The organism is Cytophaga sp. (assembly GCF_051961495.1).
Taxonomy (GTDB): domain Bacteria; phylum Bacteroidota; class Bacteroidia; order Cytophagales; family Cytophagaceae; genus Cytophaga.
In genome coordinates this window covers 15,628-34,044 of record NZ_JBQCDF010000002.1, presented here as the reverse complement: position 1 = coordinate 34,044, position 18,417 = coordinate 15,628, and the positions used below count along the sequence as shown (strand labels likewise).

Below are 18,417 nucleotides of genomic sequence, written 5' to 3'. Positions count from 1 at the left end.
AAATCCGCGGTCGTGATTTGATGACAGGTATTCCGAAAGTAATTAAAGTGTCTTATTCTGAAATTGCTTTTGCACTTGACAAATCTGTTTCCAAAATTGAGGAAGCTGTTTTAAAAGCATTGGAAATTGCTCCGCCGGAATTGTCTGCTGATATTTATGACAATGGTATCCACTTAACCGGTGGTGGTGCCTTGCTGAGAGGTCTTGATAAGAGATTGGCTATGAAAACAAAGCTTCCTATCCATGTTGCTGAGGATCCGTTGCGTGCCGTTGTAAAAGGCACTGGTATTGCAGTGAAAGATGTAAAAAGATACCGTGCTGTATTGATGGTTTGATTTATCTAATACAACATGTATCGCTTACTCCAATTTATATATAACCTAAGAGTGTTCCTGGCATTTATATGCCTGGAACTCTTTTGTTTTGTATGTATTGTAAATTACAATCCCTACCAGGGTGCTGCATATTTCAGCACATCAAAAAATGTAGTGGGTAAAGTTTTAGAAATAGATAAATCTGTAACAGGTTACTTTGACCTGAAAGAAATAAATGAGCAGCTAGCTGCTGAGAATGCAAGCCTTCAGAATCAGTTGCGCCAGGCTTTACAGGTTAATAAAATCAGTTACGATACTTCCGCATCTGTACTGAAAAAGAATCAGTACACATTTTCTGTTGCCCGCGTTATCAATAACAGTACCATCTATGCCAACAATTATTTCACCCTGGATAAAGGGCTTGAGAATGGTTTAGCCGTGGGCATGGGTGTCGTATCACCAAACGGCGTTGCCGGACAAATTAAAGCCTGCTCAGAACATTATTCAACTGCTATTTCTGTGCTGAATACAAAATGGTCTGTTTCGGCACACATAAAAAACACAAAGGCAGATGGTATTATCCAGTGGGAAGTTGACGGACCACATACGGTTAAATTTACCAACGTTGGCCGGCACCACAAAATAAAAGTCGGCGACTCTATTGTTACCTCCGGTTACAAAGAATCTTTATTCCCTGAGGGGATATTGATCGCAACGATTACAAACGTAAACGACGAAGGCGGCGCTTACTGGAACATCGATGCAAAGCTGGCTACCGATTACACAGCTATGGATTATGTTTTCGTGATCAATAATATATTAAAAGTAGAAAAGGATAGTCTTGAAGCTACATTCAAAAAGGAATTGAAATAATGAATGTCATTGACGTACTAAAACAATTAATACAGGCGGTACTTATTTATCTGATCCAGGTACTTGTTTTCAGAACTACCTCTCTCTGGGATGTGGCTGCTTGTTTTATTTATGTTGGCTTCCTGATCCAGCTTCCATTCTACATTCCAAGAATGCTGCTGCTGTTTATAACATTCTTCTATACATTCTCTATTGATATCTTTTTCAATACACCCGGCGTACATACATCGGCGGCTTTATTGATCATGTATATCCGCCCATCGGTTATAAAACTACTTAGCCCGCAAGGCGGTTATGAATCGGTTGAGTCTGTAAATATCTACAACATGGGTATTCAGTGGCATTCAGCGTATGCATTCATTTTAATATTCATACATACGACTGTTGTTTTTGTTATTGAATCATTGGGTTCCGTTGGTTTCGGAACAACTTTACTTAAAATATTCTCCACTTCAATCCTGACTCTGATAACGGTATTGCTTTACCAGTTTTTATTCTTGTATAAACATAATTCGCGTTAGGTATTATGCAGGAAAGAAAATTTGTCATCAATGCAGTCATCATTGCCATCGGATTGATTTACGTTATCCGGTTATTTTTCCTCCAGGTACTGGATTCTTCCTACAAGATAGAAGCTGAAATAAACGCCATTGAAAAAGTAGTGGATTATCCCTACAGGGGCTTGATTTATGATCGTCACGGAGATCTGCTCGTTTTCAATACACCTGTTTTCGATATTACGGTTGTTACAAAAGAGTTTAAACTAACAGATACTTTACTATTCTGTCAGCGCTTTGGGATAAGCAAGGAAGAGTTTATCACAAAAATGAAGGATATTAAAAATCCCCTCAAAAACAGGGGCTATAGCCGCAATAAACCTCAAACATTATTTAAGCAATTATCACTCGAAGATTTTGCACATGTGCAGGATTACATGAATGATTACCCGGGATTGTATACACAAGCACGGACCATCCGTTCATACTCCTATCCTTCTGCCGCAAATGCACTTGGCTACATTGGTGAGATCAGTCCGAAAGCATTGGAAAAACAAAAGGATGGTTATTACAAACAAGGTGATTATATTGGTATCAGCGGTATAGAATTGTTTTATGAGAATGAACTCCGCGGCAGACGTGGTGTAAAATACATCATGAAAGATGTACACGGTGTTCAGAAAGGTTCTTATCGGGGTGGTGCATACGATACAATTTCTGCACCCGGTGAAAATCTGACCTCAACCATAGATATCAAACTGCAGCAGTACGGTGAGCTTCTTCTGCAGAATAAAATAGGCAGTGTCGTTGCTATCGAGCCCAGCACCGGTGAAATTCTTTCTTTCATTTCATCGCCATCCTATGATCCCAACTTCCTGACCGGAAGAAAATTTTCAGAAAACTACGTCACACTTGAGAAGGATCCTTACAAACCTTTATTCAACCGGCCATTGATGGCCATGTACCCTCCGGGTTCAATCTTCAAACTGGCGCAGGCTGCTATTGCGCTGGAAGAAGGTGTCATCACGGATCATTCGCGTTTCCCTTGTGATAAATCACTGGTAAACTGCCACGAACACCCGAGCCCGCAGGATTTGCGCGGAGCAATACAATGGTCCTGCAACCCGTATTTTTATATGGTGTTTAAAAAGATGATCAGCCAGGATAAAAATCCGAATAAATTTAAAGACACCGAAGCAAATTTTGATGTATGGCGTAACCATATGCTCACCTTTGGCTTTGGGCAGAAAATGCTGGTGGATCTTCCGAATACAAAGAGCGGCAACATCCCGAGCAATGCTTATTACGATCGGGTTTACGGGGATTTGCATTGGAAATTCTCAACCATTTATTCATTAAGTATTGGTCAGGGTGAAATCAACGTTGTACCTATTCAAATGGCGAATATGGCTGCATTGATTGCCAACAAAGGCTGGTACATCACACCACACCTGATCAGATCAATCGGTAAAGACAAACACATCCTTGAAGAATATAAGAACAGACATGTAACATCTGTTGACCCTAAACACTTCCAGCCGGTAATTGATGGTATGGAACAGGTGGTGCTGGCAGGAACGGCATCATGGTTAAAAATAAAAGACATTGAGATCTGTGGTAAAACAGGTACCGCTGAAAATCCGCACGGAGATGATCACTCTGTATACATCGCGTTCGCCCCTAAAGACAATCCTAAAATTGCCATCGCTGTATATGTTGAAAATGCAGGCTTCGGAGCAATGACTGCAGCTCCGATCGCGCATTTAATGATTGAGAAATATCTCAAGGATACGATTACAAGACCTCCTTTGGAAAAAATGGTTTTAGATAAAAATTTACTTCATAAAGTTAAAACAAAACCATAATGCGTTCAGACGACAAAATAAATTTAACCAATAACGTAGACTGGATAACGATTGGTTTTTACGTCCTGTTTGTATTTTTAGGATGGCTGAATATCTATGCGGTCGTATATGATCCGGAGGCCGTTACTACCATCTTTGATTTCTCCATCAATTCCGGGAAACAATTGATGTGGATCGGCGGTGCCTTTATAATTATTATCGCCATTCTGGTCATTGATTATAAATTCTATTCGGCATTCTCATATGTCTTCTATGTTATTTCCATGCTGGTTTTGCTGATCACTATTTTTATGGGTACGGAAGTGAACGGTTCAAAATCGTGGCTGGACCTGGGTTTCGTACGTATACAGCCGGCAGAATTTGCGAAGTTCACTACCGCATTGGCACTGGCACGTTTGCTGGGCTCCATTCATTCCAACATCGACCATCTTGAAACGCTGGCAAAAGCATTGATGCTGCTGGCAATTCCCTGCGCATTAATATTGCTGCAGAACGAAACCGGTGGTATGCTTGTATTCTCAGCCTTCGTACTCGTATTGTACCGGGAAGGTTTGCCCGGGACATTACTATTGATCGGTGTATTCGTTACACTTTTATTTGTACTGACACTTGCCATTGGCGTAAAACCAATCATCATTGGTCTTGCTGTCCTATTCTCCATAATCATTTTGTATTTTATTATTAACAGACTGCGCATGACCCGCAAACAGCTGACCAACCGGATTCTGGTCTTCCTGTTTATTTTTGGTATGAGCTGTGCATTTGTATTTGGCGTACATAAGATTTTCTTTGAAATTCTACAGGAACACCAACGGAACCGGATCATGGTGTTATTCGATACCCAGCTGGATATCCGCGACAAAGGATATCACTTACACCAATCAAAAATTGCCATTGGCTCGGGTGACCTTTTCGGAAAAGGATTTCTTGAAGGCACACAGACGAAGTTTGATTTCGTACCTGAACAAAGTACGGATTTTATATTCTGTACCATCGGTGAAGAGCACGGCTGGTTCGGAAGTACCATTCTTATTACCTTGTATGTGCTTTTCATGATGCGCCTGGTATTCCTGGCAGAACGACAGAAAGATCGTTTCTCACGCATCTATGGTTACAGCGTGGCCAGCATCATCCTGTTCCACTTCATGGTAAATATCGGCATGACCATCGGACTGTTTCCTGTAATAGGTATTCCACTGCCATTCTTCAGCTATGGTGGCTCTTCATTATGGTCATTCACCATATTATTATTTGTGTTCCTGAAGCTGGATTCACACCGAGGACAAGTGTTGGCAGGACATTAAAAATCTTTGTGTTACTGTCTTCACGTATATTGCAGTTAAACATATTTTAAATAAAAAAACCAACGTTGAAGCGTTGGTTTTTTTATTGCATGGTTATTTTTATTCTTAATAAAACTTACGTTGAATAATCTGGAAGAATTCGTTTAACTCCTCTGAACTGGAATCCCATTTATTCTTTTTACTGAATTTTTCAACCAATAAATTTTTTGCCGTATCAAAATCTGAACACTCCTCAATCAACGATAAAGCTTCATTGTATTCAATTACTTTACCATCAAACAGAACATTGATAAATAAAAATTTAAGGTTAAGCGGAATAGAAGATTTTATATCTTCTATTTTACTCTTGCTTAAACGTTCCGCAATAGAATTGCCGGCCTGTGCAGGTTGTTGTTTTAGTTTTTCGTTTAAGGTAAGTTCTTTGGTAAATGTCTCATTTAGCCTGCTGCCCTCTATCGGTCTGTTTACCGGTATAGGCTTCGGCTGTTCTTCAACTTTCACAGGCTCGGGTACAACCTTTTTAACAAGATTCTCAACCGTTGGCTGCTGAGAAGCAGCTACAGGCAAGGTAAGCTTTAATAACTGATTGAATTTATCGACAACCGGATCTGAATACTGCACCACATGCTGTCTGGAAACGACCGATTTATAAGCATTCACAAGATCTTTTGTGGCAACTGTTTCACCTGGGAATGTTCCAACCTTATCCAGCCAAAGCTGAATGGTGTCTTTGTATAATTTAAAGAATTTTTGCTTGTCTGTCAGATCTGCTTTAGAAATGCGGTCTGTTTTACTAAACTCCTGCTCAATGAACTCGGCAGGGTTCAGCAAATAGGTAAGCGTATCAACAATACTTTTTTGAACAAGTGGTTTGAAAAATTCCTTTCTGACAGCGATATGCCTGGAAACCTTATTGACAAATGATTTTAAAGCAAGAGCAACTTCTTCCTCTTCATAATTGAAATACGGACTTCTTAACCGGCTGATTTCTTCTTTCCACCGATCGAATAAATTCATCAGTATAAAAAAATTCAATTGTTCTATTTCCGTAAAACGAACAATCTCCTCTCCTTTAATTACTTCTTTTGAAGAAAAAAACTCATTTACCAGTTTTTCAGAAAGAGCAACTCCATAAGATTGTATCGTCGGTTTATCTAATTGAAGCTGGCTCATATTTTGAAATCATTTTAGGTTTATCAAAGTTACATTAGAAGATTCAATTTTGAAAAAATCTACCTGATTAGTTCACGAATAAATTGATTCTAAAATGCCTATATTCAAAATAAATTTAGCTAAATACCATAAACTAATTGTAAATTCGTTTTCTATAAAGGTCTAAATTTAACCACCATGCGCCTTTTTATTTGTTTCATTCTGCTATTTCATTCTTTTAGCAGTTTGCTTAGTCAAACAAACACCAATATTCCGTTGGGAGTCTGGCGTACGCATTTGCCAACCAGCAGTACAACTACCATCTCTTTATTTAAAAATAAAATTTATACAGGCTCTCCGATAAGTAGTTTTACCTATGATTTATCAGATAATCATCTTGCCCCTTTATCAAGAATTGATGGTCTGACCAGCAGTAATATTTCTGTTATCCGCTTCAGCGAAACTGCCGGTTATGGCATCATTGGCTATATGGATGGAAATATTGATATTATTCAGGACGGCATCATTAAAAATTTTGATGATGTATTCCGTTCTTCCATGGCAGGTACAAAAAACATCAACAACATTACCCTGTATAAAGACCTGGCTTTTCTTGCCTGCGATTTTGGCGTTACAATCATCAATATTTCCAGAAATGAGATTGTAGAATCCTGGTTGAATTTAAGTACCGGTGGAATGCAAAATAAAGTTTATGCTTGTGTATTAAACGAGGCAAAAGACTCCGTTTTTCTGGCTACAGAAAATGGCATCTTAAGTGCGCCTTATGGTAAACCAGGCATTAATTTAATGGATTTTGCCAATTGGCATTCTTATACAAATATATCTACAACGAATTCCCGCTGTGTAGGCCAGTTAAACAACAATATCTACGCCGCAGTCTCCGGTGATGGTGTGTATCTGCTGACAGGCAATACCTGGCAGAATATCGGCATCTCTTTAACAAGCGATCAGATCTGCTGGAATTTAACAACATCTCAAAATAAGCTGTTGCTGTCTGCCGGCACGAAAGTATATGCTATCAGCAGTCCAACCAGCTTCAGCACTGTAATCAACAACGCTGACATCGCTGATGTGCATGATGCAACCTATGACCCGAGCGGAAATATCTGGGTTGCCGACTCCACCCGCGGCTTATATAAGTTTAACGGGCAAGATCTGATACCATATGGTTTGAACGGGCCGCTGAATACTTCAACGTTCAACCTTTACTATTACAACAACATCATGCTGGCCAACTGTGGCGGCTATGATAATACTTTTTTTAATCTGTATCGTGCACATGGTTTTTATGAATTCCAGAGTCAAAACCAATGGATGAATTACGCATGGAACAGCAACTATCCGCCGAATACCCTTGATAACATTAATGCTACGTACAATCCCTTTGATGACACACTGTATGTAGGTCATTTTGGTTATGGCCTCATCTGCCACAAAAAACCTGATACCTTTATCAAGTACACAAAAGCCAATAGCCCGCTGACAACCGACTACGTCACCGGCCTGGATACCGACAAAAAAGGCACCGTCTGGCTGGCCAACTACGGTGTATCTGCATTTCAGCCTGCGGTTTTTTCGAAAGATAAATCGGGCAACTGGACCAGTTACACACTTTCAAACAGACAGGAGAACCGATCAATCCTGCAATTAAAAATTGATTCATCCGGAAATAAATGGATGCGTTATGGTAATAACGGGCTCGACAATGCTTTGATGGTTTTTAATGATCAAACCGGGCAGGAACGTTATTTCACCACTTCAAGCGCGGGAGGCAATCTCCCAAGCAACAAGATCAATTGTATTGAAGTAGATAAAAAAGGTGTTGTATGGATAGGCAGCGACCAGGGGCTTTCTGCATTCTACGAACCGTCCAAAGCATTTACCGGATCTTTCTCTGCCCCTATTTACAATGGTTTTGGTGTGTTGTTCGACAAAAGTGTTACATGTATAAAAACCGATGGGGGGAATAGAAAATGGGTGGGTACTACAGAAGGCTTATGGTTGTTTGAAGATGATTTCAGCAAATTCATTCACTATTTTACCGTTGAAAACAGTCCCTTGTATTCAAACAATATTATTGATGTCGATATCCATGATGTTACCGGTGAAGTATTCATTGCAACAGATAAAGGTATTATTTCTTACCGCGGAGATGCAACTGCGGATCATACCGATTTCAGTCAGGCGAAAATCTTCCCCAATCCAGTACGACCTGGCTTTTCCGGAGTAATCACCATTGAAGGCCTGCAGGATAATGTGCGCGTTAAAATTACAGATATGCAGGGTATGCTCTATTATGAAACCCCGACGCATGGCGGTACTGCTACATGGAACCTGATCAACTACGCAGGTGTTAAAGCTGAATCAGGTATGTACCTGGTATTCGCAACAACAAATAAAGGCGAAGAAAAATTTGTTGGTAAAATAGCCATCATTCAGTAATGCTTCACAAAACAAAAGGGATTGTTTTAAACTATATTAAATACAGCGATACATCTATTATTGCTAAAATATATACGGAAGCTTTTGGCTTGCAATCTTATATTGTTAACAGCGTTCGCAGTTCAAAATCAAATAATAAAATTGCATTGTTTCAACCATTGACGTTACTGGATATGGTTGTTTATCACAAAAATAATCACGGATTGCAGCGCATATCCGAAATGCGTTGCGCCGAACCTTACTTTGCCATTCCCTTTGATATTCACAAAACCAGCATCTCCATTTTTATTTCAGAGATTCTGCTTAAAACATTAAAAGAAGAAACAGCCAATCAGGAGTTGTTTGATTTTCTGTTTCATTCTTTTCATGCCTTAGACAAAGTGGAAAAAAACGTGCCGAACTTTCACGTATCCTTTATGCTTCGTTATTCTTTTTATCTGGGCTTTTTTCCGGAAGATGTGAAAAGTGTGTGGCAACACAGTTTGTATAAACCCTCGGATGCAATCATACAGTACATTGAAAACTGCATGAAGCACACGTACTTTGAAAGCTTTGCCTCAACAAATTTGCATCGCAGGGAAGCGCTGGATATTATTATTGCTTTTTATAAAAATCAAATTGAATCTTTTGGAGATTTACATTCGATCTCTATTTTAAGAGAAGTGCTTGAATAAACACGATTATTCTTTCACCAATGTGATGGTGCGCTCTACCACATTGTATTTACCAGGAATTGGTTTTTCGGCAGCATCAAGCAATTCAAGCTTAATGGTAGATGTACCCAATGGAAGACCTTTAATAACATAGCCTTTCCAGTTTGTAATCAGGAAACTTTTACCATTAATTGTTGCACGAACTTTATTGCCATCCTCGGCAAGTGTAGTATTTGCAAGGAAAAAGTCTAACAATACATTGGCTGTATCTTTCCCTTTGTATTCGCCTTTTGGCCTGCTATAAAAAAGCATCGGTTTAGACAGGTCTTCTTTTTCAGGAGTTGCTTTTCCTACCGTAAATTGTCTTAAATCTGAAGCACCGAAATGTTTGATACTTTCATGGTAAGAGCGTGAAAGAAATGAAAGAGCGATATAGTGCCCGTCTGGTAAGGTATCCGTGAAAGATGAATTGTATTTGGCCTGGTAAGGCGCATTATTTAAGATCAAATGAATATGCTGACCTTTGTCTGAATTTGCACAGCTGATCGCACATGAGCCTTCAACCGTAGGTTTTGCAAGTTCATAGTTTTTAATTTCATACGAAAATTTAACGTTGTTTGATTTAAGCACGGCACCTTCGGCAGGCGTGTTCAATTCAAGAATAGCATCACTGAATTCGGGCGAATCTTCCAAAGGAACCAATTCAAGTTTTTTAACACCAAGTGATGTGGAATCGTTGATGATTACATCAGACGTATCGATCATTTTATCTGAGGGTTCTTTAGGAGTGCTTTCACAGGCACACAGAACAGCTGCGGCAGCTGCGGCTAAGATATAATTTTTCATAAGGAAGGATTGGTTAATTACTGATTATTGAAATTGGAATTTTTAGCATTTTGTCATACGACTTCAACTTTCTATTCAGCGGCCATCGATCGTACAGAAGCAGTTCAATCGGCTTCCACATGCTTACCCATCCAAATATATACATGGATTCTTTCAGGATAAATTCGAAATAGTTGATGTGATCTTTTAAGCGCTCAATGGTGAAGTTGAGGCTGAGTGCAGCAATCATAATAGGTACACCCTTGCTCAGCGCATCGAGTGATTGGGTCTGCATAACCCTTAATTCATTTTTTATTTCTAAGGTATGGATTTGGTAAAATTCACGAAGCTTGGCAGAAATTGATTTAGGATCAAGATAAACAAGGGCTTCGGGAACATGAATAACAATTTTATATTCTTTCTTGCTTCCGTAAGCACTTACTGTAGAAATAATGGTATCGATCCAATCTTCTACTTTTGCATCGTCTAAATTGTAGTTAGGACCTTCAGAATCACGGATGCATTTTTCTGTTATGTACAAATCAATTGTAATCATGCTTTAGCGATACCATTTAAAAAGTAGTATTACTAAAGTTATAAAAATAAATATTACTCGCCAATCTTTCTGACCAAATAAGCATCAATCACCAGCCGGTGCTTGCGCGGGCCATTATAATATTCAGTCCGGAGGATCATGTTATCTTTATTCAACGTGCGTACATATACGCCATGACGGGACATGATATCCGGGCATGGACCATCACAGATCAGTTCACGTTCAGCATAGGTTATCCGCAATACCTTGTCACTTGTGAACTCCCAATTGCCGCTGGTAAAAGCAGGGCAGGAATAATTATTACCTTCCATGAAACACATTTGCAAACGCTCGGTTTCGTAGGTATGGTTTACCTTGAATTCAATGTGCCCCGTGGTATACATCGTAGTATCCATACCCTTGCCGTGAGTATAGATTCTGTAGTATTGCAGTTTCCATGTACCATAGATGAAGGTTGTATCTGTTGCATTTGCTGCCGTCAATGAACCGATAAAAAATAACGTAATAAGTATTCTTATATTCATATTAATACTATTTTTTGAGTATTTAACTGAAAAAAAATTAAAAGGTTTATCTTTTGTTAATTCCTTTCACTAAAAAAACTTCAAGATATTGAATATACAACATCCAAAAAATAAAAATAGCCCCGGCAAGGCAGCCAGGGCTATTTTTAGCCTTTAATATTTTTTACAAATTGAATAATATCATCTTCCAGCAAATGACTGTTGGCTAACATTTTTACAAATGCAGAGCCAATAATGGCTCCATTCGCGTATTTGCACGCATCTGCAAATGTTTTTTTGTCTTTGATATTAAACCCGATCATACGCGGACTTTTCAGTCCCATATTTTTAATTCTGTCAAAATATGCATCGTGATTCTGCTCTGTGCTTTTAGCATCGTTTCCGGTAGTACTGTTTGTAGAAACCATGTAAATAAAGCCTTGCGTAATACCATCAATAAGATGCAGACGCTCGTCTGATGTATTTGGTGTAATTAGTAAAACATTGGAGATATTATGCGATTCACATAAAGACTGGTAATGTTCGGTATATTCATCCAGTGGTAAGTCTGGAAGGATCACACCATCAATACCTATCTCACTGATCTCTTTAATAAAACGCTCCACACCATATTGCATAACTGTATTGAAATAACCCATCACCAGAATCGGTATAGTTACTTCTTTACGGATATCCTTTAATTGTGCAAGCAGGTTTTTAATGGTCATGCCATTGTTGATGGCATCAAGGCTGCTTTGCTGAATAACCGGCCCGTCGGCAACGGGGTCTGAATACGGCATGCCAATCTCAACCATATCAACACCCGCTTTCTGCAATGCCTTCAGGACAGTTACTGTATCGTTCAATCCCGGATAGCCGGCAGTAAAATATATATTCAACAGATTGTTGCTTTTCTTTTTGAACAATTCTGTTAACCTGTTCGAAACTTTTATTGATGTTTCCATATCGAATTATTTTAGGTATTCGTTTTTTCTGGTGATGTATGTCTGAAGGTCTTTATCACCTCGACCAGAAAGGTTAACGACGACAATGTCTGATTTTTTTAAACTGATATTTTCTAAAACGGCTACCGCATGCGCAGATTCAAGCGCAGGAATAATCCCTTCTGTCTCGGCAAGCATAAAGGCTGCAAGGAATGCTTCTTTATCTGTTACGCTATAGAATTTTGCACGGCCTGTCTCAAACAGGTGTGCATGCATAGGTCCGATGCCCGGATAATCCAAACCGGCTGAAATCGAATGTGGCTCTACTACTTGTCCGTCTTCTGTCTGCATCAGCAAAGTTTTACTGCCGTGCAATACACCTGGTTTTCCTAAGAAGGTTGTTGCTGCTGAATAGCCTGAATATACGCCTTCACCTGCAGCTTCTACCGCGATCAGTTCAACATTTTTCTGATCCAGGAAATGATAGAAAGCGCCTGCGGCATTGCTGCCACCGCCTACGCAAGCGATCACATGTGTAGGATCCGGATTGCCTGTTTTTTCTGTCAGCTGATCAATGATCTCTTCACTGATGATTGCCTGCAAGCGTGCAACCATATCCGGATACGGATGCGGACCAACAACAGAACCGATGATATAAAATGTATCTACCGGATTATTGATCCAGTCACGCAAAGCTTCGTTTGTTGCATCCTTTAGTGTTTTACTGCCGGTCATAGCCGGAACTACTTCGGCTCCCAACATGCGCATCCGTTCCACATTCGGTTTCTGTCTTTCCATATCAACAGCGCCCATGTGTACTACACACGGCCTGCCCATCAATGCACATGCAGTAGCTGTAGCTACACCATGCTGGCCCGCGCCGGTCTCAGCAATGATTCGGGTTTTGCCCATACGCTTCGCTACCAGGATCTGGCCGATGGTATTGTTGATCTTGTGCGCACCTGTATGACACAAATCTTCGCGCTTCAGATAGATTGTCGTATTATACTTTTCTGACAAACGTTTTGCAAAGTATAGAGGTGTTGGTCTGCCGACATAATTGCGCAACAAATCTCTGTATTCTTCCTGGAAAGATTCATCATTAATGATGTTCAGATAACTTTTCCGAAGTTCTTCTACATTCGGATACAACATTTCGGGAATAAATGCCCCCCCGAAATTTCCATAGTATCCTTTTTTATCTACGTTGTAATTCATTTTATTTTATGCTTAAAGCCTAAAGCTAAATGCTTAAAGCTGGTGTTTGTATAATTTACTGTACGATCGCTTATTTTACTATTCTCTTAAAATCGCCATCGTTTTAATGGTATATGTATTTTCAAATTCATAGCATTTTAATTTAAGAGCCAAAGCTTTAGGCCTTAAGCCTTCGGCTTTAAGCCTAATTGAAATTTTCTGATCCGTTCAACATCTTTCCGCCCTGGTTCCAGCTCAAAGCGGCTGTTCACGTCGAGGGCATATATGTTAACGCTTTTTAATCCATTGAGTTCTTCCAGAATACTTTCATCAACACCACCGCTTAAGAACAAGGGAATTTCATTGTCATACGCTTTCAATATTTCCCAGTTGAAACGATTTCCGCTGCCGCCGTAGTCCGGTGTTTTGGTATCAAACAGAAAATAATCAACAACTTTTTTATAAGGATCAAGCTGAGACCAGTCCATCGTTTCACCCACATGAAAGACTTTGATCACCTGCAATCCCTCTTGTTTACAAACCTTGCAAAATTCAGCAGACTCATGTCCATGCAACTGCACTGCTTTAAAATCATATGCTGAACAGATCCGCAGTACTTCTTCTAAAGATTCGTTTACAAAAACGCCTGTCTTTATAATTGATGACGGCAATGCTTTTACAAATTGCGGCGTCAATGTTTCTCCGCAATATCTTTTTGAAGGTTTGTAGAAAATAAAGCCCAGGTAATCCGGCTGCAGTGCTGCCACCGCGCTCACATTTTCCGGGTACTTCATGCCACAAACTTTCAGTTTCATAGTTTTAATTGTTTTATCCAAACCTATGAGGTTTTGCAACCATCACCTTGGTAAAATCTGAATGACCTATTCTTTTCGTTAGAAAAACCTCATAGGTTTTGTCTGTTACTTCGACTCTGTCACTAATTTTTTCAAAGCAGCACCCGGATCATTGGTTTTCATAAATGATTCACCAATTAAGAAACCCGTATATCCATGCTTTTTCAATTCAACAATTGTTTTCGGATCATCAATACCGCTTTCTGATACTTTGATGTAGCGATCCGGAATATGTTTGGCAACATCAATCGATGTCTGGATGCTTACTTCAAATGTTTTCAGATTGCGGTTGTTCACACCGATAACATCAACGGTATCAATCAGGTTTCCTTCCAGTTCTTCCGCATTATGTACTTCCAGCAGCACTTCCAGATTAAGCTTGTGTGCATACTCAGACAGTTCTTTAATACGTTGCGGACTCAGGCAGGCAGAGATTAATAAAATCACATCTGCACCCATGGCACGCGCCTCTTCCACCTGGTATTCATCTACCATAAAATCCTTGCGCAAAATCGGAATTTGCAGCAACGCTCTTGCCTGCAGCAAATCTTCCGTTGTGCCGCCAAAGAATTTTGTATCAGTCAATACTGAACAAGCACTTGCCCCTGCCGCCTGGTAGCCTGTAACCACCTGCTTCAGGTCAACATTTGCATTGATCACTCCTTTGGAAGGAGACTGGCGTTTATGTTCAGCAATAACTCCGCTTAAGGCAGGATTGCTTAAATATTTTTTAAATGAAAGTGTTGGTCTGCTATATAAAGGAGATTTGCGAAGTTCTTCAACAGAAACGGTTACCTTTCTGCTGTTCACTTCAGTCCACTTGTGTTCGATTATTTTATCAAGAATATTCATTTCAACTTACTTAATCGCCTTTTTAAAACTTTCGTATGCTTTGCCGCTTTCTAAGGATTCACGGGCTGTAGCAATTGCATCCAGTAAAGAAATTTCGGAATTGGCCAGAGAAATTGCCAGACCGGCATTTGCCAGCACCACTTCTTTCTGTGCACGGGTAGCTTTATTTTCCAATACTTCTATAAAAATCTTAGCTGCATCTTCTACCGTTTTACCGCCGGACAATTCAGCCGCCTTGTATGTGTGCAGGCCCATGTCATCCGGTTCAAGCACGCGGTTCATCTGGTTGGAAATTACTTTGAACCCACCGGTCAGTGAAATTTCATCGTAGCCATCCAGCGCATGTACAACAGCGAATTTACTGTTCAGACTTTGGTGAATGTATCCATATAAACGGGCAAGATCCATGTTAAATGTTCCCAGCATGTGGTATTCAGGCATGGCAGGGTTCACCAGCGGACCAAGCATATTATATATCGTACGCATGCCAATTTCTTTCCTTACCGGAGCAACATTTTTCAAGGCCGGATGAAACAGCGGTGCATGCAGCATACAGAAGTTAGATTCTTCAATCTGCTTGCGCAATGCATCTTTGCTATTGGTAAATTTATAACCTAAATATTCAACTACATTTGAAGAACCGCAGCTGGAAGAAACAGCATAGTTACCATGCTTGGCAACTTTAATACCGGCACCAGCAACCACAAAGCAGGATAAGGTTGATATGTTAAAGGTGTCTTTACCATCCCCACCCGTTCCAACAATATCAATCGGCTGGTATTCGGATAAGTTAGCATCCAGGCACATTTCCAATAATGCTTCTCTGAAGCCCTGTAGTTCTGCCACTGTAATGCTGCGCATCATATATACCGAAATAAATGCTGCCACCTGTGCTGCATTTACGGTTCCGTTTCCAATTGCCAGCATCGCATCTTTCGCTTCTTCTTTTGTTAAGCGGTAATGACTGGTTAATTGCTGTAATAATTCTTTCATATTTGTATTCTATTTTTCCCGGGGCTACACCCCGGGTTTTATTATTAAAGGCTTTCAGCCTTATAGTCTCTCTTTCACAACTCCTGAACTTTACCTGGCGCGAGTCTTAGCGAAGCGGGACTCGTGTCCACTATTTTTGCAGTCTTTGACTGCATTCCAATTAATAAACATGTAGTCAGAGACTACGAAATGATGGACACCAGTCAAAGACTGGCGCCAGGTGGGATCAGGTTAAAAAAAGGATTATAAATCCTTTTTTATCTGGCTTCCGAATTACAAATTCGGAAGAGCTCAATTCAATTTTAGTGGTTGGTAGTTTAAGTAAAAAGCCATTCGCTCTTTGTCTTAAACTACAGGCACTTAAACGTGCCAAACCACGGCGTTATTTCGATCGACATGAACATGCCGTGGTTCGGCACGTTTACGCATAGTGAAGTTGATTTAGTGATAGATCGTTTATTTGCGTAAACTGCCAACCACTTCCATCGCCTACGCTTCCAGCCAGTTCTGCACCATCTTCTGGCCAAACTCGGTCAGGATCGATTCCGGGTGAAACTGTACACCAACAATGTCAAGTGTTTTATGTTTCAATGCCATGATTTTCCCCTGTTCATCTTCAGCGGTGATCTCCAGCACAGTTGGGAAATCTTTTCTGTCGACTACCCATGAGTGATAACGGCCGGTTGTAATCTCATGCGGCAGACCTTCAAATAATATTCCTTTGTCAAGAATTTTTGTTTTGGATGCAATACCATGATATACTTTATCAAGATTTGTAAGTGTGCCACCGAATACTTCGCCGATAGCCTGGTGGCCCAGACATACACCGAAAATACTTTTCTTACCGGCATACTGGCGGATCACATCCAGTAGAATACCTGCTTCTGAAGGAATACCCGGACCAGGAGAAAGTAATATTTTATCAAAACGCTCAATTTCTTCAAGCGTAATTTTATCGTTACGATGCACTTCAAGATTTTTATATCCCAACGCTTTAATAATATGCACCAGGTTATAAGTGAACGAATCGTAATTATCTAATACCAGTATGGCTATATCTTTATTCATAATAGTAGCTGTTAAATATTTTCAGCCATTTCAATGGCCCTTTTAAGCGCAGCAAGTTTATTATTCACTTCCTGCAATTCACTGTTTATATCTGACAGGTCTACAACACCGGCACCGGCCTGGTAAAACAGGATATTGTCTTTACTCATGATTGTACGGATCATGATGGCATGATTGAACTCTCCGTTAAAGCCAATGAAACCGATCGCGCCGCCATAGAATCCGCGGTTGCCGTGCTCATTGCGGTCGATGATCTGCATGGCATTATGTTTCGGTGCACCGGATAAGGTACCGGCCGGGAATGTATCCCCTACAATTTTCATGAATGCATCCTTATTATCCATTTTACCGGATACTTTCGAAACCAAATGAATGACGTGCGAATAATACTGCACTTCTTTTAAAGTCTCTACTTCCACATCGTGACAATGCCTGCTCAGGTCATTACGCGCCAGGTCTACCAGCATGATATGCTCCGAATTTTCTTTCGGATCATTTAATAACTGCATGGCAAGATCATAATCCTTTATATCATCACCTGTACGGCGGAACGTTCCGGCAATCGGATAAATAGTAGCTTTTTCATCCTTTACAACAATTTGTGCTTCCGGAGAAGAACCGAATAATCTGAAACTGCCGTAATCAAAATAAAATAAATACGGTGATGGATTAATAGAGCGAAGACTTCTGTATACATTAAAATCATCACCGATATATTGTCTGGAGAACCTGCGTGAAAGAACGATCTGGAAAACATCTCCCCTTCTGCAATGGTCTTTTCCTTTTTGTAAAACTTTTAAAAATTCTTCATCCGTAAAGTTTGATTCTTCGCGATCTGCCAGTCTGAATTCGTAAGAAGCGAAATTGCGGCTGTTCAGGTATGCTTCAATCTGCTGAATGGAGCTATTGTCGGTAAATTCAACCCCTTCCGGATAATTTTCTACGATCGTTAATTCATTATTGAAGTGGTTAAATACCAGAATAAATCGGTAGATGTGGTATTGCAGATCAGGAATTTTGCGGTATTCTGTTTCAAACGTTTTTATTTTGATATCTTCAAAATACCGTACTGCATCATACGCCGTGTATCCGAAAATACCACTGCTTGTAAACGGAAACTTTTTTTCATCAACCTTGAACCGTTTGACAAATTGCGTGATCTGCTCTGCTACGTTTACCTGTTCAATTTCGAGGTTATTGGTAGTACCGTCGGGATAATATTCCGAGAAATATCCTTTGTCTATTTTTATACCCGCGATCGGGTTACAGCAGATGTATGAATAAATATCTTCGTTTCCATGATAATCAGAGCTCTCCAGGAGCATCGTCTGGGGGAATTTATCACGGAGCTTTAAATACATGCTCACGGGTGTGGTGGTATCTGCAAGTATTTTTTTGTAGGTAAGCTTTAAATTATATGTTTTCATAAATGGGTTTCCCGGGTAGAATAAAACAAAAGAGGCTTGCCGTGAACAGCAAGCCTCTTTTTTGATATATTTTCAAA

18 protein-coding genes are annotated in these 18,417 nt (G+C 39.9%); 7 read left to right on the top strand and 11 right to left on the bottom strand.

Features of this window, described 5'->3' with window-relative positions; translation table 11 throughout:
• The 5 genes from ACTHJT_RS00175 to rodA all read left to right on the top strand — a co-directional run.
• Nucleotides 1-335 (top strand): rod shape-determining protein (locus tag ACTHJT_RS00175; RefSeq protein WP_440235507.1); only part of this gene is annotated, 335 nt, incomplete at its 5' end.
• Between the two features lie 15 nt (nucleotides 336-350).
• Complete coding sequence (gene mreC, locus ACTHJT_RS00170; protein WP_440235506.1) at nucleotides 351-1,187, top strand: rod shape-determining protein MreC; 837 nt, start codon at nucleotides 351-353, stop codon at nucleotides 1,185-1,187.
• Nucleotides 1,187-1,708 (top strand): hypothetical protein, encoded by a 522-nt coding sequence (locus ACTHJT_RS00165; protein ID WP_440235505.1) that lies wholly within the window; start codon nucleotides 1,187-1,189, stop codon nucleotides 1,706-1,708. The genes mreC and ACTHJT_RS00165 overlap by 1 nt, the downstream gene beginning before the upstream one ends.
• Before the next feature lie 5 nt (nucleotides 1,709-1,713).
• Nucleotides 1,714-3,549: a peptidoglycan D,D-transpeptidase FtsI family protein gene (locus tag ACTHJT_RS00160; RefSeq protein ID WP_440235504.1), complete on the top strand. Its 1,836-nt coding sequence runs from the start codon at nucleotides 1,714-1,716 to the stop codon at nucleotides 3,547-3,549.
• Complete coding sequence (gene rodA, locus ACTHJT_RS00155; RefSeq protein WP_440235503.1) at nucleotides 3,549-4,853, top strand: rod shape-determining protein RodA; 1,305 nt, start codon at nucleotides 3,549-3,551, stop codon at nucleotides 4,851-4,853. The genes ACTHJT_RS00160 and rodA overlap by 1 nt, the downstream gene beginning before the upstream one ends.
• Before the next feature lie 105 nt (nucleotides 4,854-4,958).
• Here the strand turns inward: rodA and ACTHJT_RS00150 are convergent, their stop codons facing one another.
• Nucleotides 4,959-6,026, bottom strand: a complete 1,068-nt coding sequence (locus tag ACTHJT_RS00150) for a hypothetical protein (protein WP_440235501.1) — start codon at nucleotides 6,024-6,026, stop codon at nucleotides 4,959-4,961.
• 177 nt (nucleotides 6,027-6,203) lie between these two features.
• Between ACTHJT_RS00150 and porZ the strand changes: the two genes are divergently transcribed.
• Together porZ and recO are read left to right on the top strand one after the other, a co-directional pair.
• Nucleotides 6,204-8,468 carry a type IX secretion system anionic LPS delivery protein PorZ gene (gene porZ / locus ACTHJT_RS00145; protein ID WP_440235499.1) on the top strand — a complete coding sequence of 755 codons (2,265 nt, stop codon included), beginning with the start codon at nucleotides 6,204-6,206 and terminating at the stop codon, nucleotides 8,466-8,468.
• Nucleotides 8,468-9,142, top strand: a complete 675-nt coding sequence (gene recO / locus ACTHJT_RS00140; protein ID WP_440235498.1) for a DNA repair protein RecO — start codon at nucleotides 8,468-8,470, stop codon at nucleotides 9,140-9,142. The genes porZ and recO overlap by 1 nt, the downstream gene beginning before the upstream one ends.
• Nucleotides 9,143-9,148: 6 nt before the next feature.
• On the opposite strand, the gene ACTHJT_RS00135 is transcribed toward recO, so the two are convergent.
• The 10 genes from ACTHJT_RS00135 to ACTHJT_RS00090 all read right to left on the bottom strand — a co-directional run bounded on the left by ACTHJT_RS00135 (nucleotide 9,149) and on the right by ACTHJT_RS00090 (nucleotide 18,340).
• On the bottom strand, nucleotides 9,149-9,967 hold the full coding sequence (locus ACTHJT_RS00135; protein WP_440235497.1) for a hypothetical protein: 819 nt from the start codon (nucleotides 9,965-9,967) through the stop codon (nucleotides 9,149-9,151).
• A gap of 13 nt (nucleotides 9,968-9,980) precedes the next feature.
• Nucleotides 9,981-10,502 carry a hypothetical protein gene (locus ACTHJT_RS00130; RefSeq protein ID WP_440235496.1) on the bottom strand — a complete coding sequence of 174 codons (522 nt, stop codon included), beginning with the start codon at nucleotides 10,500-10,502 and terminating at the stop codon, nucleotides 9,981-9,983.
• A gap of 53 nt (nucleotides 10,503-10,555) precedes the next feature.
• Nucleotides 10,556-11,026 carry a hypothetical protein gene (locus ACTHJT_RS00125; RefSeq protein ID WP_440235495.1) on the bottom strand — a complete coding sequence of 157 codons (471 nt, stop codon included), beginning with the start codon at nucleotides 11,024-11,026 and terminating at the stop codon, nucleotides 10,556-10,558.
• 146 nt (nucleotides 11,027-11,172) lie between these two features.
• Complete coding sequence (gene trpA / locus ACTHJT_RS00120) at nucleotides 11,173-11,970, bottom strand: tryptophan synthase subunit alpha (protein ID WP_440235493.1); 798 nt, start codon at nucleotides 11,968-11,970, stop codon at nucleotides 11,173-11,175.
• Between the two features lie 6 nt (nucleotides 11,971-11,976).
• Nucleotides 11,977-13,167: a tryptophan synthase subunit beta gene (gene trpB / locus ACTHJT_RS00115; RefSeq protein WP_440235491.1), complete on the bottom strand. Its 1,191-nt coding sequence runs from the start codon at nucleotides 13,165-13,167 to the stop codon at nucleotides 11,977-11,979.
• Between the two features lie 164 nt (nucleotides 13,168-13,331).
• On the bottom strand, nucleotides 13,332-13,961 hold the full coding sequence (locus tag ACTHJT_RS00110; RefSeq protein ID WP_440235489.1) for a phosphoribosylanthranilate isomerase: 630 nt from the start codon (nucleotides 13,959-13,961) through the stop codon (nucleotides 13,332-13,334).
• 105 nt (nucleotides 13,962-14,066) lie between these two features.
• The gene (gene trpC, locus ACTHJT_RS00105) at nucleotides 14,067-14,852 is read right to left on the bottom strand and encodes an indole-3-glycerol phosphate synthase TrpC (RefSeq protein WP_440235487.1); all 786 of its coding nucleotides are present in this window, start codon (nucleotides 14,850-14,852) and stop codon (nucleotides 14,067-14,069) included.
• A gap of 6 nt (nucleotides 14,853-14,858) precedes the next feature.
• A complete protein-coding gene (gene trpD, locus ACTHJT_RS00100) occupies nucleotides 14,859-15,845 on the bottom strand; it encodes an anthranilate phosphoribosyltransferase (protein ID WP_440235485.1) in 987 nt (328 codons plus the stop codon).
• Nucleotides 15,846-16,334: 489 nt separating this feature from the next.
• Entirely contained in the window at nucleotides 16,335-16,913 is a 579-nt protein-coding gene (locus ACTHJT_RS00095) for an anthranilate synthase component II (RefSeq protein WP_440235484.1), read from the bottom strand.
• A gap of 11 nt (nucleotides 16,914-16,924) precedes the next feature.
• The gene (locus ACTHJT_RS00090; protein WP_440235482.1) at nucleotides 16,925-18,340 is read right to left on the bottom strand and encodes a chorismate-binding protein; all 1,416 of its coding nucleotides are present in this window, start codon (nucleotides 18,338-18,340) and stop codon (nucleotides 16,925-16,927) included.
• Between the last annotated feature and the right edge of the window lie 77 nt (nucleotides 18,341-18,417).

Bases quoted from the DNA above. Each gene is read 5' to 3' on its own strand.
- mreC (WP_440235506.1), top strand. From the start codon at position 351: ATGTATCGCTTACTCCAATTTATATATAACCTAAGAGTGTTCCTGGCA.
- ACTHJT_RS00165 (WP_440235505.1), top strand. From the start codon at position 1,187: ATGAATGTCATTGACGTACTAAAACAATTAATACAGGCGGTACTTATT.
- ACTHJT_RS00160 (WP_440235504.1), top strand. From the start codon at position 1,714: ATGCAGGAAAGAAAATTTGTCATCAATGCAGTCATCATTGCCATCGGA.
- rodA (WP_440235503.1), top strand. From the start codon at position 3,549: ATGCGTTCAGACGACAAAATAAATTTAACCAATAACGTAGACTGGATA.
- ACTHJT_RS00150 (WP_440235501.1), bottom strand. From the start codon at position 6,026: ATGAGCCAGCTTCAATTAGATAAACCGACGATACAATCTTATGGAGTT.
- porZ (WP_440235499.1), top strand. From the start codon at position 6,204: ATGCGCCTTTTTATTTGTTTCATTCTGCTATTTCATTCTTTTAGCAGT.
- recO (WP_440235498.1), top strand. From the start codon at position 8,468: ATGCTTCACAAAACAAAAGGGATTGTTTTAAACTATATTAAATACAGC.
- ACTHJT_RS00135 (WP_440235497.1), bottom strand. From the start codon at position 9,967: ATGAAAAATTATATCTTAGCCGCAGCTGCCGCAGCTGTTCTGTGTGCC.
- ACTHJT_RS00130 (WP_440235496.1), bottom strand. From the start codon at position 10,502: ATGATTACAATTGATTTGTACATAACAGAAAAATGCATCCGTGATTCT.
- ACTHJT_RS00125 (WP_440235495.1), bottom strand. From the start codon at position 11,026: ATGAATATAAGAATACTTATTACGTTATTTTTTATCGGTTCATTGACG.
- trpA (WP_440235493.1), bottom strand. From the start codon at position 11,970: ATGGAAACATCAATAAAAGTTTCGAACAGGTTAACAGAATTGTTCAAA.
- trpB (WP_440235491.1), bottom strand. From the start codon at position 13,167: ATGAATTACAACGTAGATAAAAAAGGATACTATGGAAATTTCGGGGGG.
- ACTHJT_RS00110 (WP_440235489.1), bottom strand. From the start codon at position 13,961: ATGAAACTGAAAGTTTGTGGCATGAAGTACCCGGAAAATGTGAGCGCG.
- trpC (WP_440235487.1), bottom strand. From the start codon at position 14,852: ATGAATATTCTTGATAAAATAATCGAACACAAGTGGACTGAAGTGAAC.
- trpD (WP_440235485.1), bottom strand. From the start codon at position 15,845: ATGAAAGAATTATTACAGCAATTAACCAGTCATTACCGCTTAACAAAA.
- ACTHJT_RS00095 (WP_440235484.1), bottom strand. From the start codon at position 16,913: ATGAATAAAGATATAGCCATACTGGTATTAGATAATTACGATTCGTTC.
- ACTHJT_RS00090 (WP_440235482.1), bottom strand. From the start codon at position 18,340: ATGAAAACATATAATTTAAAGCTTACCTACAAAAAAATACTTGCAGAT.